General features: G+C 35.8%; 1 protein-coding gene. It reads right to left on the bottom strand.

What is annotated here, in order from left to right:
• Positions 1-18: 18 nt before the first annotated feature.
• A protein-coding gene (locus HHA43_RS13105) for an IS4-like element ISAba1 family transposase (protein WP_085940648.1) occupies positions 19-1,109 on the bottom strand; the annotation gives its coding sequence in 2 pieces (ribosomal slippage) (positions 19-569 and positions 569-1,109; 1,092 coding nt in all).
• Positions 1,110-1,180: the final 71 nt, after the last annotated feature.

The following is a 1,180-nucleotide window of genomic DNA, read 5'->3' as shown; positions in this document are numbered from 1 at the left end:
CTCTGTACACGACAAATTTCACAGAACCCTTATCCTATCAGGATTCTGCTTTCTTAAAATTGCCAAAATTTCCTTAAACTCTTCTTTTTTCCCAAAACCAATTAAACGCTGAATCGCCATTTGAACATAGTCTAAACCATAGCGAAATAAACTCATTGAGAGTCGTCCATGCTTCTTTATTTTTATCGCTTTTTTTTGATTATGTTGCCATTCACCCGTTAAGTAACACCAACAGAAGCTTATAGCTAACACCGCAATCAATTTTTTCACTCGTCTAGGGTCTGTCAAGCGCGTATTTTCAAGATTAAACCCGCGTCCTTTGAGACAACTGAATAAGGTTTCAATTTCCCAGCGTAATGCATAATCCTGAATAGCATTGGCATTAAACTGAGGAGAAACGACGAGTAAAAGCTCTCCATTTTCTAACTGTAGTGCACTTATATATAGTTTCACCCGACCAACCAAAATCCGTCGTTTACGACATTCAATTTGACCAACTTTAAGATGGCGAAATAAATCACTAATTTTATGATTCTTTCCTAAATGATTGGTGACAATGAAGTTTTTTTAACACGAATGCAGAAGTTGATGTCTTGTTCAATTAACCATGTAAACCACTGCTCACCGATAAACTCTCTGTCTGCGAACACATTCACAATACGGTCTTTACCAAAAATGGCTATAAAGCGTTGAATCAAAGCAATACGCTCTTTCGTATCTGAATTTCCACGTTTATTAAGCAATGTCCAAAGGATAGGTATCGCTATTCCACGATAAACGATTGCGAGCATCAGGATATTAATATTTCGTTTTCCCCATTTCCAATTGGTTCTATCTAAAGTCAGTTGCACTTGGTCGAATGAAAACATATTGAAAATCAACTGAGAAATTTGACGATAATCAAAATACTGACCTGCAAAGAAGCGCTGCATACGTCGATAAAATGATTGTGGTAAACACTTGATGGGCAAGGCTTTAGATGCAGAAGAAAGATTACATGTTTGCTTTAAAATAATCACAAGCATGATGAGCGCAAAGCACTTTAAATGTGACTTGTTCCATTTTAGAGATTTGTTTAAGATAAGATATAACTCATTGAGATGTGTCATAGTATTCGTCGTTAGAAAACAATTATTGTGACATTATTTCAATGAGTTATCTATTTTTGTCGTGTACAGAG

It is taken from the genome of Acinetobacter sp. A2, from assembly GCF_012371325.1.
Lineage (GTDB): Bacteria > Pseudomonadota > Gammaproteobacteria > Pseudomonadales > Moraxellaceae > Acinetobacter.
This window is presented reverse-complemented; position numbering and strand designations above follow the sequence as displayed.